Here is a 16,360-nt window from a genome sequence, read left to right as displayed (position 1 = left end):
CCGGCACCGCTCAGATCGCGCTGGCCACCACGTTGACCGACAGCGCCAGCACCAGCATGTTGAAGGCGAAGGCGAGCACGCTGTGCACCAGCGTGACCCGGCGCAGCCGCGACGTCGTCACCTGCACGTCGGAGACCTGGGAGGTCATGCCGACGACGAAGGAGAAGTAGACGAAATCGAAGTAGTCGGGATCGGGCTTGCCGGGGAAGTCGAGGCTCGGCTCGGCGCCCTGTCCGAGGCGCCGGTCCCGCAGCTCCTGCTGGTAGTAGCGGTGCGCGTAATGGAAGGCATAGACGGTGTGGATCAGCAGCCACGAGGTCGCCAGCGCCGTGAGCGCCAGCACGATGTGGCCGGCGCGTTCGAGGCCGGCCATGTCCTTGACCTGCTGCAGCAGCATCGCGATGGCGGCCACGCAGGCACCGACGGCCGTCACCATGACGGCCAGGATCATGGCGTTGGGCGGGTCGAGCGACTGGGCACGGGCGCGCGTGCGCTCGGCGTCGAAGGTACGGCACAGCCAGAAGGCCAGCGCCAGGTACACGCCGGCACCGGCGCTCCAGCCGAGCAGGCCGCGCGCGACACCGCCCAGCGGCCAGGGAACGAAGCCGACCGCGAGTCCGGCGATGGCGCCATAGGCGAGCCGGCGCAGGCCGGGCGCCTGGATGAGGGACGGGTGCATGCCACGACTCTAGTGCGCTCGCCTGACGGGAAGCGGACCGCGCCGCGCGACCTCAACCGCCGGCCAAGCGGACGTCGAGCGAGCCGATGCCGTCGAAGGTCACCGAGGCCGCGGCATCCGGCCGCAACGGAATCAGGCCGCACCAGGTGCCGGTGGTGACGATCGTGCCGGCGGCGACGGTCTTGCCGCCGCGCGTGACGTGGCGCAGCCAGCTCGGCAGCAGCCATTGCGGCGCGCCGAGCGAATGACTGCCGGTGAAGACGGCGGGCTCGCTGCCCTCGATGTTCACGCGGCAGACCTGGGTCGACCAGTCACGGGATTGATAGGGCACCCATTCGCCCAGCGCCAGTGCGCCATGCGACTGGAAATCGGCCAGCTTGAGGAGCGCGACGGTGCGTCCGACATCGTCCCAGCGCGAGTCGACGATCTCGACCGAGACGGCCATGGCATCGATGAGCGCGTCGACGCCATCGGCGGTGAGTTCGCTGGCCATCGCGGGCGTCACGTCGCGCCCCAGGCGCAATGCGATCTCGGCTTCGAAGCCGGGGATGTGGAAGGCCATGTCGGCGAAGCGCGCCGGACCGGTGCGCACGCCCGCGCCCGGCAGGGGCGCATGGGTGAGCGTGACGTCGCGGGAGGCGCCGCCCGACTTCCAGCGCGCCGGGATTTCCGAACCGAAGAGGCCCAGCGCCCGGCCGACGGCATCCTGGACCCAGTAGGCCTGCGAGGCATCCGACAAGGCATCGCGCCAGGCCGCTCCCTCGACGACGTTGCCGGCATGATGGGCCGACGCCAGCGCCTCGACCAGGCCATCCAGTGTGTTCAGCTTCATGGCATTCCCGCTTTCCCGAAGAGCCCCGCGCGCGGATGGCGGTGGCAGAAACGAAAAAAGGGCCCAAGGGCCCTTCTGAACGACGCTGCTGAAATGTGGAGCGGGATAAGAGACTCGAACTCTCGACCTCAACCTTGGCAAGGTTGCGCTCTACCAACTGAGCTAATCCCGCACTTCAAAGCGACTCGGATTATAGGGGGCAAAAAATGTCTTTTTATTTCAGTGTCGAAGAAATTTTCGTCCCGACGGCCTGGGACAAAAAGTCCGTGGCCTTCATCGGGCACGGCGCGGGAGAATGGCGGCCACGCGCCGGGCGGCGGCTTCCGACCCCTGGGGTCCCTCACGATCCGACTCACATGCATTTGACAGTCCCATCGATGGGCGGCAGGCACCGACATCTCGTCGCCGGCGTCCTCGGCTGCCTGCTGGCCACGGCGGGGCCGGCAACGGCCGCTCCGGTGGCGGCGCCAGCCACCATTCCCGCCACGTCCCACGGGGTGCCGGACACCATCGGCCAGCGCGTCGCCGCCTGCATCGCCTGCCACGGGCGCGAGGGCGCGATCGGCAACGGCGCCTTCTATCCGCGTCTGGCGGGCAAGCCGGCGGGCTATCTCTACAACCAGCTGGCGAGCTTCCGCGACGGGCGCCGCTTCAACTCCGACATGACGCACCTGGTGCGCCACCTCTCCGACGACTACCTGCGCGAGATCGCCGCTTACTTCGCCGGGCTCGACCTGCCCTACCCGGACACGCCATCGACCAGCGACGCCACGCCGGCGACACTGGCGCGCGGTCGCGAGCTCGCCCTCGAGGGCGATGCCACGCGCGGTGTTCCGGCCTGCGTGCAATGCCATGGCGCGGCCCTGACGGGCGTGCAGCCCGGCATCCCGGCGCTGGTGGGCCTGCCGCGCCTCTATCTCTCGTCGCAGCTGGGCGCCTGGCTCACCGACAGCCGCCACGCGCTGCCGCCGGACTGCATGCGGGAGGTCGGCCGCCGGCTGACCACGGCGGACATCAACGCGGTGGCCAGCTGGCTCGCGATCCAGCCGGTCCCGGCGACGGCCAAGGCGGTCGCCGCCCTGCCCCGGCCGCTGCCGCTGCCCTGCGGTTCCATGCCCCGCGCCGCCGACGCGCGAACACCATGACGGCGAGGTCCGGGATGCGCCGTCTGGTGGTCGTGCTGCTCGCGTCGCTGGCATTGACCGGGCTCGCCGGTGGCGCACTGGTGGCGCTGAACCTGCGCGGCGAGGAACCGGTCGCCATGCCGGCGGTCGCCTTCGAGGCGACGCCGGCGCAGGTCGAGCGCGGGCGCTATCTGGCGCTGGCGGGGAACTGCGCCGGCTGCCACACGCAGCGCGGCGGCGCCCCCTACGCGGGGGGCCCGGGCATCGAGACGCCCTTCGGCACCGTCCACGCCAGCAACCTGACGCCCGACACCCGCCATGGCATCGGCGACTGGAGCGCGGGACATTTCTGGCGCGCCATGCACCACGGCCGCTCGAAGGACGGCCGGCTGCTCTACCCGGCCTTTCCCTATCCGAGCTTCACCCGCGTCACGCGCGAGGATTCCGACGCCCTCTACGCCTACCTGCGCAGCGTGCCGCCGGCGGCGGTGCCGAACGCGCCGCATCGACTGCGCTTTCCCTACGACACGCAGCTCGCGCTCGCGGTCTGGCGGGCGTTGTCGTTCGAACCCGCCAGCTTCGTCGCCGATCCGGCGCGGACGGCCGAATGGAATCGCGGCGCCTACCTGGTCGACGGCCTGGGCCACTGCATCGCCTGCCACGGCACGCGCAACTCGCTGGGCGCGACCGAGACGTCGCGCGGCCTCGCCGGGGGACTGATCCCGGGCGAGAACTGGTATGCCCCCTCGCTGGCATCGAACCGCGAGGCCGGCGTGGCCGACTGGGAGTTGCGCGACATCGTGCAGTTGCTGGGCAGCGGCACGTCGCCGCGTGGATCGGTGATGGGACCGATGGCCGACGTGGTCCACGGCAGCACGCAGCATCTGGGCACGGCCGACCTGACGGCGATGGCGACCTACCTGCGGGAGCTGCCGGCCGCCGCCGCCGTCGAGGTGGCCGCCGCTCCGGCCACGCCCCGCGCCGCGCCCGAGCGGCGCGACGCCGGCACCATGGAACGCGGCGCGCGCATCTACGACCAGCGCTGCGCCTACTGCCATGGCGATGCCGGCCAGGGCGCGCCCGGCGCCTATCCGCCGCTGGCGGGCAATCGGGCCGTCCTCATGACGACACCCGTCAACCTGATCCAGATCGTGCGCCAGGGTGGCTTCCTGCCCGCCACCGCGGGCAACCCGCGGCCCTACGGCATGCCGCCGTTCGGCCAGGTGCTCGACGACGGCGACATCGCGGCGGTGCTGACCTATGTGCGTGGCGCCTGGGGCAACGACGCGCCGGCGGTGTCGCTGCAGGCGACCATGCGGCGCTGAGGATGCTCCGGGCCGGGCTCAGGCATGGCAGGCGCAGGCCTCGCCATGCGCGGCCGACACCAGTTCCCCCAGGATGCCGCACTCCTGCGCCCGGTGGCCCTGCGAGCACTTGCCACGCAGCACGCTCAGCTGCGTCTCCAGCGCCCGCAGGCTGTCCAGGCGCGCACGCACGCGTTCGATCTGCCGATCGACCAGTTCGTTGATGTCGCCGCAGTCGGCCTCGGGCCGCAGCGTGAAGTCGAGCAAGCGCTGGATGTCGGCCAGCGGCATGTCCAGCGCGCGGCAGTGGCGCACGAAGGACAGGCCCTCCAGGTGCTCCGGTCCGTAGCTGCGATAGCCATTCGCCTCGCGTCGGGGCGCCGCCAGGATCCCCGAGCGTTCGTAGAAACGGATGGTGCCGACATCGACGCCGGTCGCGCGGCTCAGATCGCCGATCTTCATGGGATGCCCCTGGTGACAGAACAGGCTCCGATGCTAGTGGCTTGACCCTGCAGCGGGTACAGGGTGTGCAATGCCTTCCCTACCACCGAGGTTTCATGGCACGCCGACACACGCACGACATCGAGCCCGCAGCCGCGAGCGATCTTCCGCATCCGCATCCGCACGACACCACCGCGCCGAACCACCACGAGGGCGCCGACGCCGGCCCGGGCGCGGTTCCGGCCGCCTGCTGCACGCCGGGCGAGCCGACACCCGGGCCCCTCGTCCTCGCGCCGTGCTGCGGGGGCGCATCCTCCGGCGGCCCGATCACCGACGACGGCGCCAGCGCTCCGACGGGCGCGGGGCGCCATGTCTTCCGGATCCCGACGATGGATTGCAGCATCGAGGAATCGGAGATCCGGCGCCTGGTCGAGCCGCTGCCGGGCATACGCGGACTGCACTTCGCGCTCTCGCGGCGGCAATTGCGCATCGATGGCACCGACGAAGCGGTGCCGGCGGCACTCACGGCGATCCGCAAGGCCGGCTTCGCGCCCGAGCCGGTCGTGGCCGGCGCGCCCCCGACCGGCGCTGGACCTGGGTCCGACCACGGGCACGCGCATGGGCATGGGCATGGGCATGGGCATGGGCATGGGCATGCCCATGGTCCGGACGACGAGAAGCACGGCGCCGGCACGGGCGGCCTGGTGCGGCTGGGCACGGCGCTCGGGCTGGCGCTGGTCGCCGAGGGCATGGCCTGGTTCGCGCCCGGCACCACCGCCTGGACCGCGGCCGGCATGGTGGTCGCCGCGTTCGCCATCGGCCTGGCCGGCCTGGAGACCTATGGCAAGGGACTCACGGCCCTGCGCCACGGCAGGCTCAACATCAACGCGCTGATGTCGGTCGCCGTCACCGGCGCCTTCCTGATCGGCCAGTGGCCGGAGGCGGCGATGGTGATGGCGCTCTATGCCATCGCCGAGCTCATCGAGGCCCGCGCCGTGGACCGGGCACGCAACGCGATCAAGGGACTGGTCGACCTGGCGCCGGCCGAGGCCGAGATCCGGCAGGCCGATGGCGGCTGGCGCCGCGTGGCCGCCGCCGGCGTGGCCGTCGGCGCCGTGGCGCGCGCGCGGCCGGGCGAACGCGTGGCCTTCGATGGCATCGTGACGCGGGGCCAGGGCAGCATCGACCAGGCCCCGGTCACGGGCGAGAGCATCCCGGTCGACAAAGGCCCGGGCGATGCCGTCTTCGCCGGCACGGTCAACCAGAACGGCGAACTGGAGTTCCGCGTCACCGCCGCCGCCAGCGACTCCACGCTGGCCCGCATCATCCACGCCGTCGAGGAAGCCCAGGGCACGCGGGCGCCGACGCAACGCTTCGTCGACCGCTTCGCGGCCATCTACACGCCGGCCGTGTTCGCGCTGGCGCTGGCCGTCGCGGTGCTGCCGCCGCTGCTGCTGGGCTGGGGCTGGCTGGCCGCGCTCTACAAGGCGCTGGTGCTGCTGGTCATCGCCTGCCCCTGCGCGCTGGTGATCTCGACGCCGGTGACGGTGGTCAGCGGCCTGGCGGCGGCGGCGCGCCGGGGCATCCTGATCAAGGGCGGCACCCACCTGGAGGAAGCGCGCCGGCTGAAGGCCGTGGCGCTCGACAAGACCGGCACCCTGACCGAAGGCAAGCCGGTGCTGGTCGATTTCCAGCCGTGGGGCGACACCGACGCGACCCGGGTCCGGCACGCGGCCATGCGTCTCGCCGCGCGCTCCGACCATCCGGTGTCCCGGGCGATCGCCGCCGGACTCGTCGCCCAGTCGTCCACGGCGGTGCCATCCGGTCCGGAGGACGATGTCGGCGACTTCCGCGCCCTGCCCGGCCGTGGCGTCGAGGGCCTGATCGACGGCCGTCCGATGGTGCTGGGCAACCTGCGCCTGATGCGCGAGCGTGGCCAGTCCAGGCCGGCCCTGGAGGCGGTGCTGGCGGTCCACGAGATCGAGGGCCGCACCGTCACGCTGCTGGCCGACGCGAGTGGCGTGCTCGGCCTGTTCGCCGTCGCCGACACCTTGCGGCGCAGCGCCGTCGACGCGGTGGCGCAGCTGCGCGCGCTCGGCGTGACGCCGGTGATGCTGACCGGCGACAACCTCGCCACCGCCCAGGCCGTCGGTCGCGCGGCCGGCATCGACGACGTGCGCGGCGGCCTGCTGCCCGAGGACAAGCTCGCCGCCATCCGCGAGCTGCGCCAGCGCCATGGCCCGGTCGCCATGATCGGCGACGGCATCAACGACGCCCCGGCGCTGGCGCAGGCCGACATCGGCTTCGCCATGGGAGCCGCCGGCACCGACATCGCCGTCGAGGCGGCCGATGTCGTGGTCATGAACGACGACCTCGGCCGCATCGCCGAGACCGTGCGGCTGAGCCGGCGCACCCATGCCGTGCTGTGGCAGAACATCGTGCTGGCGCTGTCGATCAAGGTCGTGTTCTTCGTGCTGGCGGTGTTCGGCGACGCGACGATGTGGATGGCCGTGTTCGCCGACATGGGCGCGAGCCTGCTGGTGGTGGCCAACGGCCTGCGCCTGCTGCGCGCCGCGCGACCGGCGCCGCCGGTGGCCGTCGGGTCGGCGGGTCGGCCCGACGCGGGGGCCACGTCCGTCACGCGCCGTTGCGCGGACCGCAGATGATGATCGCCGCGCCGCACAGGCAGACGGCGACGCCGACCCAGTCGGTGGTGGACGGGCGGATGCCATCCACCCAGCGCAGCCAGGCCAGCGCGACGCCGATGTAGACCCCGCCATAGGCCGCGTAGACGCGACCGGCGGCGGTCGGATGCAGGGTCAGCAACCAGACGAACAGCGCCAGGGCGAGCGCCGCGGGCAGCAGCAGCCATGCCGAGCGGTCCTGTCGCAGCCAGAGATAGGGCAGATAACAGCCGACGATCTCCGCCAGCGCGGTGATCGCGAAGAGGGCCAGGGTCCGGAGGATGTCCATGCGGGCACGATGGCTCGGCGGCCCGGCAGCACGACTGCCGGTCGAACCCGGGTCGTCAGTCGATGCGCGCGCCCGAGGCCTTCACCACCGCGCCCATCGTGTCGTAGTCGGCGCGCAGCAGCTTCTGGAACTCCTCGGCGCTGGAGGTGCGCGGCTCCACGCCCAGGCGGGTGAAGCGCTCCTTCATGGCCGGCTCGGCCATCACCTGGTTGACCGCGGCATTGATGCGATCGATCTCCGCCTTCGGCATGCCCGCCGGTGCCAGCAGCCCGATCCAGGAATCGAAATCGTAGCCCGACAGACCGCTTTCCTCGACGGTGGGCAGGTTCGGCAGGAACGGACTGCGGCGCCTGCCGGTGGACGCCAGCGATTTCACGCGCGCGTCGTTCTGCAGGCCGATGACGCCGATGCTCGAGGAGATCACGGCCTGCACGCGGCCGGCGAGCACTTCGTTGACCGCCTCGCCGGTGGACTTCATCGGGATGTGCGTCATCTGCAGTCCGGCCTTGGCGAGGAAGGCGGCCATCGCCAGGTGCGTGGCGCTGCCGTTGCCGGCCGAGGCGTAGTTGTAGCGGCCGGGGTTGGCCTTGACCTCGCGGATGAAGTCGGCCGTGGTGGCGGCGCCCAGCGCGCTCGAGACCATCAGCACATAGCCGGCATTGCCCACGCTGGCGACGCCGACGAAATCCTTCAGCGTGTCGTAGGGCAGCTTGGCGTAGAGATGGCCGGCGATGTTGTGGCTGGCAGCGGCCAGCACCAGCGTGTTGCCATCCGGCGGCGACTTGGCGACGAGCGAGGCGCCCACCGTGCCGCCGGCGCCGGCGCGGTTTTCGACGATGACGCTGGCGTTGAGCGCCGCACCCAGCTCGTTGTTGATCGAGCGGGCGATGGTGTCCTGCACCGCGCCGGTGCCGAACGGCACCACGATGCGGATCACGCGCTGGGCATGCGCGGGCGCGGCGGCGCCGACCAGCGCCAGGGCCAGCAGACCGGTCGATACGAAGGCGGAAAAGGAGCGGCGGGCGCGCAGGGGTGAGGACATGGTGCGGGGGACTTTCAGGAGGATGCGTGAGCGCGGGAAACGCCAGGGAAGCGCCACGACGAGGGCGTGCGCCGGCACGCCCCGCCGCTCATTCGGTGACCGGCATCCAGCGTTCGACCAGCTTCGCGAAGTAGCTGGCGCCGATCGGGATGATGTCGTCGTTGAAGTCGAACGAGGTGTTGTGGATGATGCAGGGTCCCGGGCCATGGCCGTCGAGGCGATGGTCGCCGTCGCCGTTGCCCAGGAAGGCATAGCAGCCCGGCCGGGCCTGCAGCATGTGGGCGAAGTCCTCGGCACCCATCACGGCCGGGAAGTCGGTGGTCACCATGCCCTCGCCCACCACCTCGCGCATGACATCGGCCGCGAAGCGCGCTTCTGCCGGATGGTTGACCACCGGGGGCGAGGCGCGCACGAAGCTCACCTCGGCGCTGCACTCGTGGGCCCGCGCGATGCCCTCGGCCAGCGCGCGCACGCGCTCCTCGATGCGGTCGATCGCGGCGACGGAGAAGGTGCGCACGGTGCCGCCGACGGTGGCCGTGTCGGGGATGACGTTGGGCGCGTCGGAACCCTGGAGCTGCGTGACGGCCAGCAGCGCGCGCTCGGTGCTGGCGATGACGCTGGGCACCACCGTCTGCAGGGCCTGGGCCAGCGCGATCACCGCCTTGACCGGATCGATGCCGGTGTGCGGCAGCGACGCATGCGTGCCGCGACCGCGCACGGTGACCTTGTAGGTATTGCTCGACGCCATCAGCGCGCCTTCGTTGAGCGCGAAGCGACCGACCTCGCCGACCGGGAAGTTGTGCAGCGCGAACACCGCCTCGCACGGGAAGCGCTCGAACAGGCCGTCCTGGATCATCTTCTTCGCTCCGGCCTTGCCCATCTCCTCGGCCGGCTGGAAGATGAAATGCACCGTGCCGTCGAACGGGATGCCGTGCTGCGCCAGGTGCCAGGCCGCGGCCAGCAGCATGGTGGTGTGGCCGTCGTGGCCGCAGGCATGCATGCGCCCGGCATGGGTCGACGCATGCGCGAAGCGATTGGCCTCGTGCATCGGCAGGGCATCCATGTCGGCGCGCAGGCCGATGGTGCGGCCCGAGGTGCCGCGCCGCAGCACGCCCACCAGTCCGGTGCCGGCGATGCCGCGATGCACCTCGATGCCCCACTCCGCGAGCAGGCGCGCGACCTGGTCGGAGGTGCGGTGCTCCTCGAAACCGAGTTCGGGATGGGCGTGGATGTCGCGGCGGATGGCGACGAAGCGGCTCATGTCCGCGAAGGGGTCGGCGATGTTCATGGTGGTGCGATGGCTCGTGCAAGAAACAAGCCATGCATTCTGGGGGCAGCGCCCGACGTGGACCCGGGACGAAGATCCAGGATCGATCGGAAGAAGAAATCGGGATGCGTCGGAGATGGGTCGAAGATGCGGGGCAAGGTGCTGCGGCGAGTGGCCGTGACCTTGCGGATCTTCCTGTTTGGTGGGCGGTCCAGGTTTCGAACCTGGGACCCCAGCAGTGTGAATGCTGTGCTCTACCCCTGAGCTAACCGCCCCTGCAACCTGCGCGTTGCGCGCCTGCTGCTGAAAACTGTCTTCGCCGTGCAGCGAAGCCAGCGATTATGCCACAAGCTTTCAGGCTTGCGACTCCAGCCGGCGAAAAAGCGTCTTGCCCTTGCTCGCCTTGTCGAGCTGCGCGAGCAGGTCCTCATGGGCGGCGAGTTCGTCCTCGGCCGGCGCGATCACCGGCAGCGTGAAGCGGCGCAGGTCGACCGCCACGACCACGCCCTGGGTCGGTTCGTCGACGGCGGCATCGATCAGCAGCGCGTCCTGCCCGCGCGTCAGATTGATGTAGACGTCGGCCAGCAACTGCGCATCGAGCTTGGCGCCATGGAAGGTGCGGTTGGAACGGTCGACGCCGAAGCGGTCGCACAGGGCATCGAGCGAATTGCGCTTGCCCGGATAGACCGACTTGGCCATGGCCAGCGTGTCGGTCACCTCCGCCACGAAGGTGCGCAGTGGCGGCAGGCCGACGAGCTCGAGCTCCTTGTTCAGGAAGCCGACGTCGAAGGCGGCGTTGTGGATGATGAGCTCGGCGCCACGCAGGTAGTCGACCACGTCGTCGGCCAGCGTGGCGAACTTCGGCTTGTCGCGCAGGAAGTCGGTCGTCAGGCCGTGCACCTTCAATGCGTCCTCGTGGCTCTCGCGCTCGGGATTGAAGTAGATGTGCAGGTCGTTGCCGGTCAGCTTGCGGTTGAGCAACTCGACGCAGCCGAGCTCGATGACGCGGTCGCCGTTCTCGGCGGACAGGCCGGTGGTCTCGGTGTCGAGGACGATCTGACGCGACATCAGTGGTTTTCCTTGGCGTGGTTGATCGAGTACTTGGGAATCTCGATGGTCACGTCCTGCTGGGCCAGGATCGCCTGGCAGCTCAGGCGGGACTGCGGCTCCAGGCCCCAGGCGCGGTCGAGCAGGTCGTCCTCGATCTCCTCGGACGGGGCGAGCGAGCCGAAGCCCTCGCGCACGACGACGTGGCAGGTGGTGCAGGCCGCGCTCATCTCGCAGGCGTGCTCGATGTCGATGTGGTTGTCGAGCAGGGCCTCGCAGATCGAGGTTCCCGCCGGGGCGGTGACTTCGGCGCCCTGCGGGCAGTACTCGGGATGGGGAAGGATCTTGATCTTGGGCATCGGACGGTGGTTCTAGAGAGATTCGAGCTTGCGGCCGGACAGCGCCCGCGCGATGCCCCGGTTCATGCGCTGCGCGGCGAACGCCTCGGTGCCATCGGCCAGCGCCTTCGTGGCGGCTTCGATGGCGGCCGCGTCAGCGCTCGCCGCGCGGGCCTCGTCGAGCGTCCGCAGCAGCCGTTCGACCGCATCGCGTTCATCGGCCTCGAGCAGGTCGCCATCGGCTTCCAGCGCACCACGGGTGGCGATCAGCATGCGCTCGGCATCGACTCGGGCCTCCACCAGGGCACGCGACTGCATGTCCTGCTGCGCCGTGGCGAAGCTGTCCTTCAGCATGGTCGCGATCTGGTCGTCCGACAGGCCATAGGAGGGCTTGACGGCCACGCTGGCCTCGACGCCGCTGCCCTGCTCGCGCGCGGCGACCGACAGCAGGCCATCGGCATCGACGGTGAAGGTGACGCGGATGCGCGCCGCGCCGGCCGCCATGGGCGGGATGCCGCGCAACGTGAAGCGCGCCAGGCTTCGGCAATCGGCCACCAGGTCGCGTTCGCCCTGCACGACGTGCAGCGCCAGGGCGGTCTGGCCGTCCTGGTAGGTGGTGAAGTCCTGCGCCATGGCGGTCGGGATGGTCTGGTTGCGCGGCACGATGCGCTCGACCAGGCCACCCATCGTCTCGATGCCCAGCGACAGGGGGATGACGTCGAGCAGCAGCAGGTCGTCGGCGCCGCCGTTGCCGGCGAGCTGGTTGGCCTGGATGGCGGCGCCGAGCGCCACCACCTCGTCGGGATTCAGGTCGGTCAGCGGCGCGCGGCCGAAGAACGCCGCCACGGCCGCCCTCACCTGCGGCATGCGGGTGGCGCCACCCACCAGCACGATGCCCTGCAGGTCGTCGGGCTTGAGGCGCGCATCGCGCAGTGCCTTGCGGACCGCGGCGATGGTGCGGTCGGTCAAGGCCCGCGTGGCCGTCTCGAAGTCGTCGCGCGTGAGGTCGCAATGCGCCTCCACGCCAGCCAGGCGCGCCGTGAACGACACGACGGGCGCGTCGGTCAGGGCCTCCTTGGCCCGGCGCGCGGCCACCAGCAGCGCGGCGCGGTCGCCATCGCTGCCGGCCTGCCGCCCCAGCCGCGCGAGGGCCAGGTCGGCCAGCGCGTGGTCGTAGTCGTCGCCACCGAGCGCCGAATCGCCTCCCGTGGCGATGACCTCGAAGACGCCCTGGGCGAGCCGCAGGATCGAGATGTCGAAGGTGCCGCCCCCCAGGTCGTAGACCGCGTAGACGCCCTCGCTGGCGTTGTCCAGCCCATAGGCGATGGCCGCCGCCGTGGGCTCGCTGATGAGGCGCAGGACATTGAGGCCGGCGAGTTGCGCGGCATCCTTGGTCGCCTGGCGCTGGCCTTCGTCGAAGTACGCCGGCACGGTGATGACCGCGCCATGCAGGGCCTCGTCGTCGAAGGTGTCCTCGGCGCGGAAGCGCAGCGTCGCCAGGATCTCGGCGCTGATCTCGACCGGCGACTTCGCACCGGCGATCGTGGTCACCGTCAGCATGCCGCCATCGTCGGCGAGGCGATAGGGCATCGCCTCGCGATGGGTGATGTCGGCGGCACCGCGGCCCATGAGCCGCTTGACGGAGGTGATGGTGTTGGCCGGATCGTCGGCGCGGGCCGCCAGCGCCTCGTGGCCGATCTGTCGCCGGTCGCCGGCGAGATAGCGCACCGCCGATGGCAGGAGCACGCGGCCCTGCTCGTCCGGCAGACATTCGGCCACGCCGTTGCGTACCGCCGCGACGAGCGAATGCGTGGTGCCCAGGTCGATGCCGATCGCCACGCGACGCTGATGCGGGTCGGGCGCCTGACCCGGTTCTGAAATCTGTAGGAGTGCCATGGTTCTATTGTCCCAAGCGATCGGCTCGGTTCTCGACATCGTGCGCAAAGCGCTCGATGAACATGAGGGCTCTCACCTGCTGCGCGGCCGCGGGGTGGTCGCCCTGCTCGTCGATCAGCCGGTCGAGCGACGACAGCGCGCGGGCACGGCCGGCCTCGACCTCGTCGTGCAGCCGCTCCACCGCCTCGGGCGTGGTGGCGTCGTCGAGCGCCTCGCGCCACTCCATCTGCTGCATCAGGAAATCGGTCGGCATCGCGGTGTTGCGCTCCGCGTCGACCTCGGCGCCATGGAGCTCGCACAGGTAGGCCGCGCGTCGCACCGGGTCCTTCAGGCGCTGGTAGGCCTCGTTGATGCGCACCGACCACTGCATCGCCACGCGCTGCGCCGCCGGGCCCTGGGCTGCGAAGCGATCCGGGTGCGCCTCGCGCTGGAGTTCCTTCCAGCGCGCATCCAGCCCTCCCCGGTCCTGCGCGAAGGTCGCCGGTACGCCGAAGAGTTCGAAGTCGGTGTCGTTGAGATTCATGGCAGACAAAAAAATGCCGCCAGCGGGCGCGGCGGCTTGCATTCGATCGGGGCACGAGGCGAAGGCCTCGTCGCCCCGGGGCCGTAATGGCTCAGATCCTGAAGCTCTCGCCGCAACCGCAACGGTCGCGCTCGTTCGGGTTGTTGAACTTGAAGCCCTCGTTGAGGCCTTCGCGCACGAAGTCGAGCTGCGTGCCATCGATGTAGGCCAGGCTCTTGGGATCGACCAGCACCTTGACGCCCTGGTCCTCGAAGATCACGTCCTCGGGAGCGAACTCGTCCACGTACTCCAGCTTGTAGGCCAGGCCCGAGCAGCCCGTGGTCTTGACGCCCAGCCGCACGCCGACGCCCTTCCCCCGCTTGCCGAGGTACCGGTTGACATGCCGCGCGGCCGAGGGAGTGAGCGTCACCGCCATGTCAGTGGACCGCCGCTGCTTCTTCGGCAACGGCCGGGGTGGCGCCGGAGCCGGCGGCGACATGCTTCTGCTTGTAGTCGAGCACGGCGGCCTTGATCGCGTCCTCGGCCAGGATCGAGCAATGGATCTTGACCGGCGGCAGTGCCAGTTCCTCGGCGATCTGGGCATTCTTGAGCGCGGCCGCCTCGTCGAGCGTCTTGCCCTTGACCCATTCGGTCACGAGCGACGACGAAGCGATGGCCGAGCCGCAGCCATAGGTCTTGAAGCGCGCGTCCTCGATGACGCCGGTTTCGGGATTGACCTTGATCTGCAGCTTCATGACGTCGCCGCAGGCCGGCGCGCCGACCATGCCGGTGCCGACGGAGTCGTCGCCCTTTTCGAACGAACCGACATTGCGGGGGTTTTCGTAGTGGTCGATGACCTTGGGGGAGTAAGCCATGGTGGGATCCTTTTGATTTCGTCGTGAGGTCGTGCGCGATCGGTCAGTGGGCGGACCACTGGATCGTGCTGATGTCGATGCCGTCCTTGAACATCTCCCACAGCGGGCTCAGTTCACGGAGCTTGGCGACGTTGTGCCGGATGGTGGAGACGGCATAGTCGATCTCCTCCTCGGTGGTGAAGCGGCCGATCGTCATGCGCAGGCTGCTGTGGGCCAGCTCGTCGCTGCGTCCCAGGGCGCGCAGCACATAGCTGGGCTCCAGGCTGGCCGACGTGCAGGCCGATCCGCTGGAGACGGCCAGTCCCTTGATGCCCATGATCAGCGACTCGCCCTCGACATAGTTGAAGCTGATGTTGAGGTTGTGCGGCACGCGGTGTTCCATGTCGCCGTTGATGAACACCTGTTCGACATCCTTGAGTCCATCGAGCAGACGCTTCTGCAGGGCGCTGGCCTTGGCGAGGTCGTCCTTCATCTCCACGCGGGCGATGCGGAAGGCCTCACCCATGCCCACGATCTGGTGCGTGGGCAGAGTACCCGAACGCATGCCGCGCTCGTGGCCGCCGCCGTGCATCTGCGCCTCGAGCCGCACGCGCGGCTTGCGGCGCACGTACAGCGCGCCGATGCCCTTGGGACCATAAGTCTTGTGCGAAGCCAGGCTCATCAGATCGATGGGCAAGCGGGTCATGTCGATCTCGACCTTGCCGGTGGCCTGGGCGGCGTCGACATGGAAGATCACGCCCTTCTCGCGACACAGGTTGCCCAGCGCCACGACGTCCTGGATCACGCCGATCTCGTTGTTCACGAACATCACGCTCGCCAGGATGGTGTCGGGGCGGATCGCGGCCTTGAAGACCTCGAAGTCGAGCAGGCCGTTCTCCTGGACGTCGAGGTACGTGACCTCGAAACCCTGGCGCTCGAGCTCGCGCATGGTGTCGAGCACGGCCTTGTGCTCGGTCTTGACCGTGATGAGATGCTTGCCCTTGCCCTTGTAGAACTGGGCAGCGCCCTTGATGGCCAGGTTGTTGGATTCGGTCGCGCCGGAGGTCCAGACGATCTCGCGCGGATCGGCACCGATGAGTTGCGCGACTTCACCGCGCGCCTTCTCGACCGCTTCCTCGGCTTCCCAGCCCCAGGCGTGGCTGCGGGATGCGGGATTGCCGAAATGCTCGCGCAGCCACGGGATCATGGCGTCGACGACGCGCGGATCGACCGGAGTGGTGGCGCCGTAATCGAGATAGATGGGGAAATGAGGCGTGACGTCCATGGCTGGCTCTGGCTGGCGTGAATGGCTGGAATGGAAGGAGGCGGTTCGATGCGTCGGCAGGTCGGTCGCGCGTGTGGTCCGAGGACCCCACCTGCCGCCACCTGCGCGAAGGTCAGGACTTGGCGAAGGCGTTGCCCAATGCGAAGACCGAATTGGGTGCATTGACGCGGATAGGCTTGACCACCGGCTGCGCCGAGATGGCGCGCTTGACGGCGGGCTTGTTCTCGATCTGCACGCCCTTGGCGATCTGGTCGTCGACCAGCTTCTGCAGCGTGACCGAATCGAGGAACTCGACCATCCGCTGATTGAGCGAGGCCCACAGCTCGTGCGTCATGCAACGGCCGGCTTCGCCCAGGCAGTTCTCCTTGCCCGCGCAGTGCGTGGCATCGATCGGCTCGTCGACCGAGACGATGATGTCCGCGACCGTGATCTCGGCCGCCTTGCGGCCCAGGCTGTAGCCGCCGCCGGGTCCCCGGGTGGATTCAACCAGCTCGTGACGGCGAAGCTTGCCGAACAGCTGTTCGAGATAGGACAGCGAAATCTGTTGGCGCTGGCTGATGGCCGCCAGCGTCACCGGGCCGGTGTTCTGGCGCAGGGCCAGGTCGATCATCGCGGTGACTGCAAAACGACCTTTGGTTGTGAGACGCATCGAAAGCTCCTTGTGTGCTTCGTAAATGGACATCACAGCCCGCGGGGGCTGGATGGCGCGGTCTCCGCCTCTTCCGGTCGCCTCGCCTTCAATTCAGGTCGGGGACCGGGTCTTCATCGCGAAGTTA

Annotated in this window: 17 protein-coding genes and 2 tRNA genes; 3 read left to right on the top strand and 16 right to left on the bottom strand. The window is 69.7% G+C overall.

The window, feature by feature from the left end; genetic code table 11:
• Nucleotides 1–10 precede the first annotated feature (10 nt).
• The 3 genes from AC1MLT_RS01610 to AC1MLT_RS01600 all read right to left on the bottom strand — a co-directional run bounded on the left by AC1MLT_RS01610 (nucleotide 11) and on the right by AC1MLT_RS01600 (nucleotide 1,683).
• On the bottom strand, nucleotides 11–679 hold the full coding sequence (locus tag AC1MLT_RS01610; protein ID WP_481033543.1) for a DUF1345 domain-containing protein: 669 nt from the start codon (nucleotides 677–679) through the stop codon (nucleotides 11–13).
• Between the two features lie 52 nt (nucleotides 680–731).
• On the bottom strand, nucleotides 732–1,511 hold the full coding sequence (locus tag AC1MLT_RS01605) for a fumarylacetoacetate hydrolase family protein (RefSeq protein ID WP_481033542.1): 780 nt from the start codon (nucleotides 1,509–1,511) through the stop codon (nucleotides 732–734).
• A gap of 96 nt (nucleotides 1,512–1,607) precedes the next feature.
• A tRNA-Gly gene (locus AC1MLT_RS01600) sits at nucleotides 1,608–1,683 on the bottom strand.
• A gap of 184 nt (nucleotides 1,684–1,867) precedes the next feature.
• On the opposite strand from AC1MLT_RS01600, the gene AC1MLT_RS01595 reads away from it, so the two are divergent.
• Nucleotides 1,868–2,656 (top strand): c-type cytochrome, encoded by a 789-nt coding sequence (locus tag AC1MLT_RS01595; protein WP_481033541.1) that lies wholly within the window; start codon nucleotides 1,868–1,870, stop codon nucleotides 2,654–2,656.
• Nucleotides 2,653–3,960 (top strand): c-type cytochrome, encoded by a 1,308-nt coding sequence (locus tag AC1MLT_RS01590; RefSeq protein ID WP_481033540.1) that lies wholly within the window; start codon nucleotides 2,653–2,655, stop codon nucleotides 3,958–3,960. Before AC1MLT_RS01595 ends, AC1MLT_RS01590 begins: the two co-directional genes overlap by 4 nt.
• Nucleotides 3,961–3,978: 18 nt before the next feature.
• On the opposite strand, the gene AC1MLT_RS01585 is transcribed toward AC1MLT_RS01590, so the two are convergent.
• Complete coding sequence (locus tag AC1MLT_RS01585) at nucleotides 3,979–4,401, bottom strand: Cd(II)/Pb(II)-responsive transcriptional regulator (protein ID WP_481033539.1); 423 nt, start codon at nucleotides 4,399–4,401, stop codon at nucleotides 3,979–3,981.
• 368 nt (nucleotides 4,402–4,769) lie between these two features.
• Here AC1MLT_RS01585 and AC1MLT_RS01580 point away from each other — a divergent pair, with 368 nt between their 5' ends.
• Nucleotides 4,770–7,046, top strand: a complete 2,277-nt coding sequence (locus AC1MLT_RS01580) for a heavy metal translocating P-type ATPase (protein ID WP_481035080.1) — start codon at nucleotides 4,770–4,772, stop codon at nucleotides 7,044–7,046.
• On the opposite strand, the gene AC1MLT_RS01575 is transcribed toward AC1MLT_RS01580, so the two are convergent.
• The 12 genes from AC1MLT_RS01575 to iscR all read right to left on the bottom strand — a co-directional run bounded on the left by AC1MLT_RS01575 (nucleotide 7,018) and on the right by iscR (nucleotide 16,233).
• Nucleotides 7,018–7,353: a YnfA family protein gene (locus AC1MLT_RS01575; protein WP_481033538.1), complete on the bottom strand. Its 336-nt coding sequence runs from the start codon at nucleotides 7,351–7,353 to the stop codon at nucleotides 7,018–7,020. The genes AC1MLT_RS01580 and AC1MLT_RS01575 overlap by 29 nt on opposite strands.
• Nucleotides 7,354–7,408: 55 nt before the next feature.
• Nucleotides 7,409–8,395: a tripartite tricarboxylate transporter substrate binding protein gene (locus AC1MLT_RS01570; protein WP_481033537.1), complete on the bottom strand. Its 987-nt coding sequence runs from the start codon at nucleotides 8,393–8,395 to the stop codon at nucleotides 7,409–7,411.
• Nucleotides 8,396–8,483: 88 nt separating this feature from the next.
• Nucleotides 8,484–9,683 carry a M20 aminoacylase family protein gene (locus AC1MLT_RS01565; protein ID WP_481033536.1) on the bottom strand — a complete coding sequence of 400 codons (1,200 nt, stop codon included), beginning with the start codon at nucleotides 9,681–9,683 and terminating at the stop codon, nucleotides 8,484–8,486.
• A 179-nt stretch (nucleotides 9,684–9,862) separates the two neighbouring features.
• Nucleotides 9,863–9,937: transfer RNA gene (locus AC1MLT_RS01560), tRNA-Val, on the bottom strand.
• A gap of 79 nt (nucleotides 9,938–10,016) precedes the next feature.
• Entirely contained in the window at nucleotides 10,017–10,730 is a 714-nt protein-coding gene (gene dnaQ, locus AC1MLT_RS01555; RefSeq protein ID WP_481033535.1) for a DNA polymerase III subunit epsilon, read from the bottom strand.
• Nucleotides 10,730–11,068, bottom strand: a complete 339-nt coding sequence (fdx, locus tag AC1MLT_RS01550; RefSeq protein ID WP_481033534.1) for an ISC system 2Fe-2S type ferredoxin — start codon at nucleotides 11,066–11,068, stop codon at nucleotides 10,730–10,732. The genes dnaQ and fdx overlap by 1 nt, the downstream gene beginning before the upstream one ends.
• A gap of 12 nt (nucleotides 11,069–11,080) precedes the next feature.
• The gene (hscA, locus tag AC1MLT_RS01545) at nucleotides 11,081–12,943 is read right to left on the bottom strand and encodes a Fe-S protein assembly chaperone HscA (protein WP_481033533.1); all 1,863 of its coding nucleotides are present in this window, start codon (nucleotides 12,941–12,943) and stop codon (nucleotides 11,081–11,083) included.
• A 4-nt stretch (nucleotides 12,944–12,947) separates the two neighbouring features.
• Nucleotides 12,948–13,466 carry a Fe-S protein assembly co-chaperone HscB gene (gene hscB, locus AC1MLT_RS01540; protein WP_481033532.1) on the bottom strand — a complete coding sequence of 173 codons (519 nt, stop codon included), beginning with the start codon at nucleotides 13,464–13,466 and terminating at the stop codon, nucleotides 12,948–12,950.
• Nucleotides 13,467–13,557: 91 nt separating this feature from the next.
• Nucleotides 13,558–13,881: an iron-sulfur cluster assembly protein IscA gene (iscA, locus tag AC1MLT_RS01535; protein WP_481033531.1), complete on the bottom strand. Its 324-nt coding sequence runs from the start codon at nucleotides 13,879–13,881 to the stop codon at nucleotides 13,558–13,560.
• A gap of 1 nt (nucleotide 13,882) precedes the next feature.
• Complete coding sequence (gene iscU, locus AC1MLT_RS01530; RefSeq protein ID WP_481033530.1) at nucleotides 13,883–14,320, bottom strand: Fe-S cluster assembly scaffold IscU; 438 nt, start codon at nucleotides 14,318–14,320, stop codon at nucleotides 13,883–13,885.
• 43 nt (nucleotides 14,321–14,363) lie between these two features.
• The gene (locus tag AC1MLT_RS01525) at nucleotides 14,364–15,584 is read right to left on the bottom strand and encodes an IscS subfamily cysteine desulfurase (protein ID WP_481033529.1); all 1,221 of its coding nucleotides are present in this window, start codon (nucleotides 15,582–15,584) and stop codon (nucleotides 14,364–14,366) included.
• A 112-nt stretch (nucleotides 15,585–15,696) separates the two neighbouring features.
• On the bottom strand, nucleotides 15,697–16,233 hold the full coding sequence (gene iscR, locus AC1MLT_RS01520; protein WP_429592545.1) for a Fe-S cluster assembly transcriptional regulator IscR: 537 nt from the start codon (nucleotides 16,231–16,233) through the stop codon (nucleotides 15,697–15,699).
• Between the last annotated feature and the right edge of the window lie 127 nt (nucleotides 16,234–16,360).

The sequence above is a fragment of the Variovorax sp. PEI5 genome (assembly GCF_056679935.1).
This window is presented reverse-complemented; position numbering and strand designations above follow the sequence as displayed.

What these genes read in the sequence shown, in the direction of transcription:
- AC1MLT_RS01585 (WP_481033539.1), bottom strand. Translation starts at nt 4,401, where the DNA reads ATGAAGATCGGCGATCTGAGCCGCGCGACCGGCGTCGATGTCGGCACC.
- dnaQ (WP_481033535.1), bottom strand. Translation starts at nt 10,730, where the DNA reads ATGTCGCGTCAGATCGTCCTCGACACCGAGACCACCGGCCTGTCCGCC.
- AC1MLT_RS01580 (WP_481035080.1), top strand. Translation starts at nt 4,770, where the DNA reads ATGGATTGCAGCATCGAGGAATCGGAGATCCGGCGCCTGGTCGAGCCG.
- hscB (WP_481033532.1), bottom strand. Translation starts at nt 13,466, where the DNA reads ATGAATCTCAACGACACCGACTTCGAACTCTTCGGCGTACCGGCGACC.
- AC1MLT_RS01570 (WP_481033537.1), bottom strand. Translation starts at nt 8,395, where the DNA reads ATGTCCTCACCCCTGCGCGCCCGCCGCTCCTTTTCCGCCTTCGTATCG.
- AC1MLT_RS01565 (WP_481033536.1), bottom strand. Translation starts at nt 9,683, where the DNA reads ATGAACATCGCCGACCCCTTCGCGGACATGAGCCGCTTCGTCGCCATC.
- AC1MLT_RS01590 (WP_481033540.1), top strand. Translation starts at nt 2,653, where the DNA reads ATGACGGCGAGGTCCGGGATGCGCCGTCTGGTGGTCGTGCTGCTCGCG.
- iscR (WP_429592545.1), bottom strand. Translation starts at nt 16,233, where the DNA reads ATGCGTCTCACAACCAAAGGTCGTTTTGCAGTCACCGCGATGATCGAC.
- hscA (WP_481033533.1), bottom strand. Translation starts at nt 12,943, where the DNA reads ATGGCACTCCTACAGATTTCAGAACCGGGTCAGGCGCCCGACCCGCAT.
- AC1MLT_RS01610 (WP_481033543.1), bottom strand. Translation starts at nt 679, where the DNA reads ATGCACCCGTCCCTCATCCAGGCGCCCGGCCTGCGCCGGCTCGCCTAT.
- iscU (WP_481033530.1), bottom strand. Translation starts at nt 14,320, where the DNA reads ATGGCTTACTCCCCCAAGGTCATCGACCACTACGAAAACCCCCGCAAT.
- AC1MLT_RS01595 (WP_481033541.1), top strand. Translation starts at nt 1,868, where the DNA reads ATGCATTTGACAGTCCCATCGATGGGCGGCAGGCACCGACATCTCGTC.
- iscA (WP_481033531.1), bottom strand. Translation starts at nt 13,881, where the DNA reads ATGGCGGTGACGCTCACTCCCTCGGCCGCGCGGCATGTCAACCGGTAC.
- fdx (WP_481033534.1), bottom strand. Translation starts at nt 11,068, where the DNA reads ATGCCCAAGATCAAGATCCTTCCCCATCCCGAGTACTGCCCGCAGGGC.
- AC1MLT_RS01605 (WP_481033542.1), bottom strand. Translation starts at nt 1,511, where the DNA reads ATGAAGCTGAACACACTGGATGGCCTGGTCGAGGCGCTGGCGTCGGCC.
- AC1MLT_RS01575 (WP_481033538.1), bottom strand. Translation starts at nt 7,353, where the DNA reads ATGGACATCCTCCGGACCCTGGCCCTCTTCGCGATCACCGCGCTGGCG.
- AC1MLT_RS01525 (WP_481033529.1), bottom strand. Translation starts at nt 15,584, where the DNA reads ATGGACGTCACGCCTCATTTCCCCATCTATCTCGATTACGGCGCCACC.